The 8367-nt window shown below is 65.4% G+C and carries 6 protein-coding genes, 2 tRNA genes and 2 other RNA genes; 8 read left to right on the top strand and 2 right to left on the bottom strand.

Translation table 11 applies throughout. The features are described 5' to 3' along the window. Positions 1–231 (top strand): IS3 family transposase (locus F791_RS0113070; RefSeq protein ID WP_019592425.1); only part of this gene is annotated, 231 nt, incomplete at its 5' end. 133 nt (positions 232–364) lie between these two features. On the opposite strand, the gene glgB is transcribed toward F791_RS0113070, so the two are convergent. Next, the gene (gene glgB, locus F791_RS0113065) at positions 365–2575 is read right to left on the bottom strand and encodes a 1,4-alpha-glucan branching protein GlgB (RefSeq protein ID WP_026333044.1); all 2211 of its coding nucleotides are present in this window, start codon (positions 2573–2575) and stop codon (positions 365–367) included. A 68-nt stretch (positions 2576–2643) separates the two neighbouring features. Between glgB and glgC the strand changes: the two genes are divergently transcribed. The 6 genes from glgC to F791_RS0113040 all read left to right on the top strand — a co-directional run bounded on the left by glgC (position 2644) and on the right by F791_RS0113040 (position 7727). Then, positions 2644–3909, top strand: a complete 1266-nt coding sequence (gene glgC, locus F791_RS0113060; protein ID WP_019592749.1) for a glucose-1-phosphate adenylyltransferase — start codon at positions 2644–2646, stop codon at positions 3907–3909. Between the two features lie 52 nt (positions 3910–3961). Continuing rightward, the gene (locus F791_RS0113055) at positions 3962–5641 is read left to right on the top strand and encodes a glycoside hydrolase family 57 protein (RefSeq protein WP_019592748.1); all 1680 of its coding nucleotides are present in this window, start codon (positions 3962–3964) and stop codon (positions 5639–5641) included. Beyond that, positions 5641–7110: a 4-alpha-glucanotransferase gene (gene malQ, locus F791_RS0113050; protein ID WP_019592747.1), complete on the top strand. Its 1470-nt coding sequence runs from the start codon at positions 5641–5643 to the stop codon at positions 7108–7110. The genes F791_RS0113055 and malQ overlap by 1 nt, the downstream gene beginning before the upstream one ends. A gap of 56 nt (positions 7111–7166) precedes the next feature. Beyond that, a tRNA-Ser gene (locus F791_RS0113045) sits at positions 7167–7256 on the top strand. A gap of 31 nt (positions 7257–7287) precedes the next feature. Beyond that, a non-coding RNA gene (locus F791_RS13645) (RtT sRNA) lies at positions 7288–7429 on the top strand. A gap of 223 nt (positions 7430–7652) precedes the next feature. Further along, positions 7653–7727 (top strand) — tRNA-Val (locus F791_RS0113040). Positions 7728–7910: 183 nt separating this feature from the next. Here the strand turns inward: F791_RS0113040 and F791_RS13640 are convergent. Continuing rightward, positions 7911–8041: non-coding RNA, RtT sRNA (locus F791_RS13640), on the bottom strand. Between the two features lie 67 nt (positions 8042–8108). On the opposite strand from F791_RS13640, the gene F791_RS0113035 reads away from it, so the two are divergent. Continuing rightward, positions 8109–8367, top strand: a 259-nt coding sequence (locus F791_RS0113035; RefSeq protein WP_019592611.1) for an IS3 family transposase, incomplete at its 3' end; no start/stop codon positions are given.

Raw genomic sequence — 8367 nt, 5'->3', positions numbered from 1 at the left:
AACTGCTGGGACAATGCGGTGGCCGAACGCTTCTTCCTAAACCTGAAGATGGAGCGCGTCTGGCGACGGGACTATGCCAATCACGGCGAGGCCACCCGGGACATCACCGACTACATCGTCGGCTTCTACAACGAGCGCCGAAGGCACTCGACCCTGGGCTACCTGTCGCCCAACGCCTACGAGCGAAAATGGACAGCCGAAACACCGATCGAGGTGTCCGAAATCACTTGACCACTACACTGGCTGATGGGGGTTATGTCTAATGCCGCATCGCGCAGGGGGCTGCGCTCCTACAGACGGGTTGTGGTTGGTGTAGGAGGCCAGCCCTCTGGCCGATCGGGGCCTGTCCGGTAGTAGTGCGCCGTCAGCTGGCAGGCTCCAGGAGGAGCGCGGTCAGCGGGGGCAGGTGGAGGTAGAGCGTGGCGGGGTGGCCGTTGCGCTCGATGGGTTCGGCGTGGGCGTGGGCGGGGCCGCGGGAGTCGCCGCCGTAGGCCTGGGCGTCGGTGTTGAGGACGACGCGCCAGGGGCCGGGGTGTGGGGCGGGGACCGGGTGCGCACCGCGTTCGATGGGGGTGAGGTTGAGCACGACGATGCGTTCCTGGCCGTGGATGTCGCGGCGCAGGAAGCTGAGGGTGGAGTGCGAGGCGTCGTCGCAGTCCAGCCAGGAGAAGCCGTCGGGTTCGAATTCGCGGCCGTGCAGGGCGGCGTGGTCGCGGTAGACCTGGTTAAGGTCGCGCACGAGCTGCTGCAGGCCCTGGTGCAGCGGGTATTGCAGGACGTACCAGTCCAGTTCGCGGTCCTCGGACCACTCGGGACCCTGGCCGAATTCCTGGCCCATGAACAGGAGCTTCTTGCCGGGGTAGAGCCACTGCCAGGCGTAGAGCAGGCGTAGATTGGCGTGTTGTTCCCATTCGTTGCCGGGCATGCGGCCGCGCAGGCTGCGTTTGCCGTGCACGACTTCGTCGTGGGAGAAGGGCAGGACGAAGTTCTCGCTGTACGCGTAGATCTGGCCGAAGGTGAGCTGGTTGTGATGGTAGTGGCGGTAGATCGGGTCCATGCCGAAGTAGGTCAGGGTGTCGTGCATCCAGCCCATGTTCCATTTCATGGTGAAGCCGAGTCCGCCCATGGACGGTGGGCGGCTGACGCCCGGCCAGGCGGTGGATTCCTCGGCGATCATCACCACGCCGGGGTGCGCGGTCTGCACGGTCTCGTTCAGGTGGCGCAGGAAGTCGATCGCCTCCAGGTTTTCGTTGCCGCCGTGGATGTTGGGCAGCCAGTCGTGCGGCTCGCGGTCGTAGTCGCGATAGAGCATGGAGGCGACCGCGTCCACGCGCAGGCCGTCGAGGTGGAAGTCCTCGACCCAGCACAGCGCGCTGGAGAGGAGGAAGTTGCGCACCTCAGGACGAGAGTAGTTGAAGATCAGCGTGCCCCAGCCGCGGTGTTCGCCGATGCGCGGATCTTCGTGTTCGTACAGTGCGGTGCCGTCGAAGCGGGCGAGGGCGAACTCGTCGCGCGGGAAGTGGCCGGGTACCCAGTCGAGCAGCACGCCGAGCCCGGCCTGGTGCGCCTGGTCGACGAAGTAGCGGAAATCGTCCGGGTCGCCAAAGCGCGAGGTGGGGGCGAAGAAGCCGGTGCTCTGATAGCCCCACGAGCCGTCGAACGGGTGCTCGGTGATCGGCAGCAACTCGAGATGGGTGAAGCCCATGTCGCGCGCATAGGGCACGAGGCGCTCGGCCAGCTCGCGGTAGTTGGGCCACTGGCCCTCGGGGCTGCGCTGCCAGGAGCCCAGGTGCACCTCGTAGATGCTCATCGGGCGGTGCTTCCAGCCCTCGGGGTCGCGGTTCTGGAGCCATTCGTCATCGCCCCAGGTGTAGTCGCTCTGCGGCTGGATGCGCGCGGCCGTCTCCGGGCGCAGCTGGTAGGCGCGGGCGTAGGGGTCGGTGCGGACGTGGATGGTGCCGTGGTCGCGGTTGCGGATCTCGAATTTGTACAGGGTGTCGCGGTCCAGCCCCGGGATGAACAGCTCCCAGATGCCGCTGCCCGGGTGCACGGTCATCGGGTGGCAACGGCCATCCCAGCGGTTGAAGTCGCCGACGACGGAGGCGCGCTCGGCGTTCGGGGCCCATACGGCGAAGCGCACGCCGTCGATCCCGTCGCGGGTCTCCGGGTGGGCGCCGAGCATGCGGTGGGCGTGCCAGTGCCGGCCTTCGGCGAACAGGTGGCGGTCGAACTCGGGGATGTCCGGGGTGAAGCTCCACGGGTCAACGGTTTGTAATGTCTGCGTGCCACCCTCGGGCTTCCAGCGGAGTTCGGGGTGCGCGGGGAGGGCATTGCCCTTGCCCTGCCAGGTGAAAAGCCCCGGGATTTTGGTACTGGGTGTGAGCGGTTCGTCGGATCCGCCCGAAAGTGTGATCGAGGCCTTGCTGGCGTGCGGCAGCCAGGCACGGTAGCAGGCAGTCTCTTGATCCAGCGCATGAAGGCCCAGGACGCTGTGTGGATCATGGAGGCGCGCCTCCGGCAAACGCGCGAGGGTTTCGGCAACGGGTGTGATGCATTTGCTGGAGGCTGTTGTCATACTCGAATCACGCTCGGTGTTTGATCGGGGTCACAGCCCCGGAGAGGTTTAATGGCAAGGATGGGTGCATGAATCCGCAACCGCAACGTTTTGTTAGTCGTCTGACCCGCGAGACCCTGGCTCTGATCCTCGCCGGGGGGCGCGGATCGCGGCTGAAGCAGCTGACGCTCTGGCGGGCCAAGCCGGCCGTACCGTTCGGCGGCAAGTTCCGCATCATCGACTTTCCACTGTCCAACTGTATCAACTCGGGCATCCGTCAGGTGGCGGTGCTGACGCAGTACAAGGCGCATTCGCTGATCCAGCATATCCAGCGCGGCTGGAGCTTCCTGCGCGGGGAGTTCGGCGAGTTTATCGAGCTGTTGCCGGCGCAGCAGCGCATCGAGACGTCCTGGTACCAGGGTACGGCGGACGCGGTGTACCAGAACATCGACATCATCCGTCAGCACGCGCCAAGTTACGTGCTAATCCTGGCCGGGGACCACATCTACAAGATGGACTACGGCCAGATGATCGCCTTCCACGTGGAGAGCGGGGCGGACATGACGGTGGGCTGCCTGGAGGTGGAGCGTGAACGCGCCAAGGCCTTCGGGGTGATGGGCGTCGATGCCGCGAGCCGCATTACCTCGTTTGCGGAGAAACCGGACGACCCGGCGAGCATCCCGGGCAAGAGCACCCACTCGCTGGCCTCGATGGGGATCTACGTGATCAACACGCAGTTCCTGTTCGAGCAGCTGATCAAGGACGCGGATGACACCTTCTCCACGCACGATTTCGGCAAGGACATCATCCCCGGCATCATCGATCGCTATCAGGTGATGGCCTACCCGTTCCGCGACGAGCAGGGCGTGCGCCAGGGCTACTGGCGTGATGTCGGCACGATCGACTCCTACTGGCAGGCGAACCTGGGACTGATCGGCGTGACCCCCGAACTGAATCTGTACGACTCCGACTGGCCGATCTGGACGTATCAGGAGCAGCTGCCGCCGGCGAAGTTCGTGTTTGACGACGACGATCGCCGCGGCATGGCGATCGACTCCATGGTGTCGGGGGGGTGCATCATCTCGGGCAGCACGATCCGCCACTCGCTGCTGTTCTCCAACGTGCAGGTGAACGCCGGTTCGACGGTGGAAGACTCGGTGATCCTGCCCAGCGTGAAGGTGGGCGAGGACTGCGTAATCCAGAAGGCGGTGATCGACAAGGGTTGCAGGGTGCCCGACGGGACCCAGATTGGTGTGGACGACGAGGCGGATGCCCGCGACTACTACATATCGCCCGAAGGTGTACGGGTGGTAACCCCCGAGATGCTCGGACAGGCCACGCATCATGTGCGCTAGTACTGCACTGGTGCCGATCCCACCCAAACTCGATGTGGTGCTGTGCTGGCACATGCACCAGCCACAGTACTTCGAGAGCGGCGCGGGTGAATACGCGCTGCCCTGGACGTACCTCCATGCGCTGAAGGACTACACGGACATGGCCGCCCACCTGGAGGCCTGCCCGAAGGCGCGCGCGGTGGTCAATTTTGCGCCAATCCTGCTGGAGCAACTGGCGGACTATGGCGAGCGCCTGGACGCCTGCGTGCGCGAGCGCCAGCTTGTTGGCGACCCGGTGCTCGACCTGTTGCACATGGATGCGGTGCCGACGGACTCTGCGCAGCGCGAGGAGATCCTGCGGGTATGCCTGCGGGCGCATGCCCCGCGCATGATCGAGCCGTTCCCGCTGTTCCAGCGCCTCGCCGATATCGCGCGCAAGGCGATGGAGGAGCCGCTGCTGCTGGGGCATCTGGATGACCGCTTTTTCCAGGATCTGGCTACCTGTTACCACCTGGCCTGGCTGGGCGAGACCATTCGCTGGGCCTATCCCGAGGTGCGCGGCTGGCTGAAGGCGGATACGAACTTCGACCCTGCCATGCGTCAGCGTCTGTTGACGCTGATCCGCGACGAGGTCAAGGGCATCCTGCCGCGCTATCGGGAATTGGCGGAGAGTGGTCGGGTCGAGTTGTCGTTTACCCCGTATGCCCACCCGATCATGCCGCTGATGATTGACCTGGCCTCTGCCCGCGAGGCGATGCCGGAGGTGGAACTGCCCAAGGCCCCCGCCTATCCGGATGGGGAGGCCCGGGTGCGCTGGCACATCGATCGGGGGATCGAGGTCTTCGAGAAGCATTTTGGCTTCCGCCCGCGCGGGTGCTGGCCCTCCGAGGGCAGCCTGAGCGAGGCGACCATACGCCTGCTGGACGAATACAAGCTGTGCTGGACGGCCAGCGGCCAGACGGTGCTCGCCAACAGCCTGGCGGCGGCGGGCGAGACGGCCGAGTCCAACACCGGCTCCGCCGAAGAGGAAGGCTGGCTGCACCGCCCCTATCAACTGCAGGGCAGTGACATCGAACTGTTTTTCCGTGACGACGGGCTGTCCGATGCGATCGGGTTTCGCTATGCCGACTGGCATGCGGACGACGCGGTGGGGGACTTCATCCACCACCTGGAGAACATCGCCGCCGTTTCGCCCCAGGGTGGGGTGGTCTCGGTGATCCTGGATGGCGAGAACGCCTGGGAGTACTACCCCGAGAACGGTTATCACTTCCTCAATGCGCTGTACGAGCGCCTGGCGCAGCACGCCACACTGAATCTTTGCACCTTTGCTGACGTCTGCCGGCGCAGCGGCAAGGATCGCGATCGCGGCGAGCTGCCGGGGCTGGTCGCGGGCAGCTGGGTATACGGGACGTTCTCCACCTGGATCGGCGACCCCGACAAGAACCGGGGCTGGGACAGCCTGATCGCGGCCCGCAAGGCGGTAGACCAGGCCGTGGCCGAGGATCCCTCGCTGGATACACCGGAACTGCGCGAGCAACTGGCCATCTGCGAAGGGTCGGACTGGTGCTGGTGGTTCGGGGCGTACAACCCGGCCGGTTCGGTCAGTGACTTCGAGCAGCTTTATCGTCGACATCTGGCGCGGCTTTATCAGCTTGCCAACCTCACGGTCCCCGAATCGCTGGGCGAGGTGCTCTCGGTCGGCGGGGGTGATCCGTCCGCGGGCGGCACGATGCGCAAGGGGCAGGGCGACTGATGGTCGGCGAGGGCCATGCTAACCCGCTGATGCAGCGCCGGCGGGCGGGCGTACTGCTTCATCCCACCTCCCTGCCCGGCAGCGAGCCGGTCGGGACGCTCGGCGGCGAGGCCTACGCCTTTCTCGACTGGGCTCGTCGGGCAGGCTTCACGCTGTGGCAGATCCTGCCGCTACACCCCCCGCATGAGGATGGCTCGCCCTACGCGTGCATCTCCGCCTTTGCCGGTGATGCGCGCCTGATCGATCCCCGGTTGCTGGCCGAGCGGGTTGGGCTGTCGGCGGACAGCGGCACCGGGGAGGCCATGCTGGCCCGGGCGCATGCCCGATTGAATGACACCCCGGCCGTCTGGCGAGAGGCCTATCAGCGGTTCTGTCAGGAGCAGGGGCCGGTCTGGCTGGACGACTACGCCCGCTTCGTGGTGATCCGCGCACGCGAGCAGGATCGGCCCTGGTGGGAGTGGGACCCGGTGCTGCGCGACCGCGACCCGGACGCGATGGAGCGGATCGAGGACGAGGCGCGCGACGAGCTGGAGCGGGTGCGCTTCGCCCAGTTCGTGTTCTTTGACCAGTGGCAGGACCTGCGTCGTCAGGCGAAGGACCTGGATATCCTGATCCTGGGCGACATGCCGATCTTCGTGGCGCACGACTCGGCCGATGTCTGGGCCCATCGCGACCTGTTCGACCTGGACGAGACGGGCCATCCGGTCACCGTCGCCGGTGTTCCTCCGGACTACTTCTCCGAGACCGGGCAGCGCTGGGGCAACCCCCAGTACCACTGGGACCGGCTGGAGGCCACCGGCTACCGCTGGTGGGTCGATCGCATGCGCTGGGCATTGGAAACCCTGGATGCCGTCCGCATCGACCATTTCCGTGGCTTCGAGGCGAGCTGGGGGATCCCGGCCGAGGAACCGGACGCGACCAATGGCCGCTGGGTGCCGGGCCCGGGCGAGCCGTTCTTTCGCCGCCTGGAAGACGAGCTGGGCACGCTGCCGCTGCTGGCCGAGGATCTCGGGGTGATCACGCCTGAAGTCACCGCGCTGCGCGAACACTTCGACCTGCCGGGTATGCGTATCCTGCAGTTCGCCTTCGAGGGTGGCGAGGACAACCCGTACCTGCCGAACAACCACAACGAGGCCAGCGCCGTCTACACCGGCACGCACGACAACGACACCACGCTGGGCTGGTTTCAATCGCTCGCCCCCGAGATGCAGGAGCACGTGATCAACACCCTGAACGAGGGCGGGGCCGAGGAGATCCCGTGGCCGTTGATCCGCGCCGCCTACCGCTCCGTGGCACAGCTGGCCATCCTGCCGATGCAGGACGCACTCGGCCTGGACAACCGGGCCCGCATGAACCGACCCGGCACCATGGATGACGGCAACTGGCGCTGGCGCTTCTCCTGGAAGCAGGTGCCCGAGGACCGCGCCGCCGAACTGCAGGCCCTGGCGCGCGAAACGGACCGCCAGTAGCGACTTCCCGCCCGCCATTGCCAGCCCGCCCCACATCCCGGAGAATGCCGACCACCGGAGGGGTGGCAGAGCGGTTGAATGCACCGGTCTTGAAAACCGGCAGGGATTCACGTCCCTCGTGGGTTCAAATCCCACCCCCTCCGCCATTTCTCTAGCTCTTCGTGTCTGTGAGCACGTACTCTCAGGTCCCAGGGGATTTGAACCCACGAGATCGACAAGATGGTTCGACCGGTGGCGCATCGCGACACCGGAACGTCACCGCAGGTGACGGCCCGAAGGGCGAGGCACATCGTGCCGAGTAATCCCACCCCCTCCGCCATTTCCTTGGTTATTCACGCACGCGCCAGCGCGTCGCGGGATCGAGTGCGACACTCGTAGGGTGCGGTTGAGCACCGCGAAACGCACCATCCCCTGCGCCGAGCGAAACCCCGATGCGATTCGCTATGCTCATCGCATCCTACGGTGCTGCGGCGGGTTTACTCTCTTGGTAACTGTTCTCCCTTGACGCGGAACCCCGCTGGACGTAATCTTGCCGCCGTTCTGGGCGGTTAGCTCAGCGGTAGAGCACTGCCTTCACACGGCAGGGGTCACTAGTTCGAACCTAGTACCGCCCACCAGAAAATGACGCAAAAAAGGCGACCCACGGATTCCGGGGTCGCCTTTTTTGTGCGCAGGGGCTTCGCGGGCAAGCCCGCTCCCACAAGTCCCCCTCAAGATACTTCCCACAGGCTTCGGTTTCGAATTCCAGAAGGCTGGGGCCAGACATTCGAAAGGGGCCAGTGGGCCCCTTTGCTTGAATCTGGCGGAGAGGGAGGGATTACTCGGCACGATGTGCCTCGCCCTTCGGGTCGTCACCTGCGGTGACGTTCTGGCATCGCTTCGCGCTGCCAGTCGAACCATAGCCTCTAATTCCTCGGGTTCGAATCCCGATTGTGCTGGTCTAATTTTCGTGGACACCTCGATCGGTGGAATGATTGGGATCTGATCGAGGAGACGATATGGGACGCAGGAATTTTGATCCGGAGTACAAGCTTCGGGTGGCCCGGATGGTGGTGGATGAGGGCCAGAGTGTGCCGCAAGTGGTGCGGGACACCGGGGTGGGCGAGACGGCCGTTCGGCGCTGGGTCGAGCAACTCAAGGCGGATCGTGCCGGGGAGGCCGGCGATGGCCGGCCTTTGACGCCGGAGCAGCGACGGATCCGGGAGCTGGAGGAAGAGAATCGCCGGCTGCGGGAAGACAAGGCCATCCTAAAAAAGG

The sequence above is a fragment of the Thioalkalivibrio sp. ALRh genome (genome assembly GCF_000381425.1).
Taxonomy (GTDB): domain Bacteria; phylum Pseudomonadota; class Gammaproteobacteria; order Ectothiorhodospirales; family Ectothiorhodospiraceae; genus Thioalkalivibrio.
Note: the sequence above shows the minus strand (reverse complement) of the source record. Positions and strands in the feature narration are given on the sequence as shown.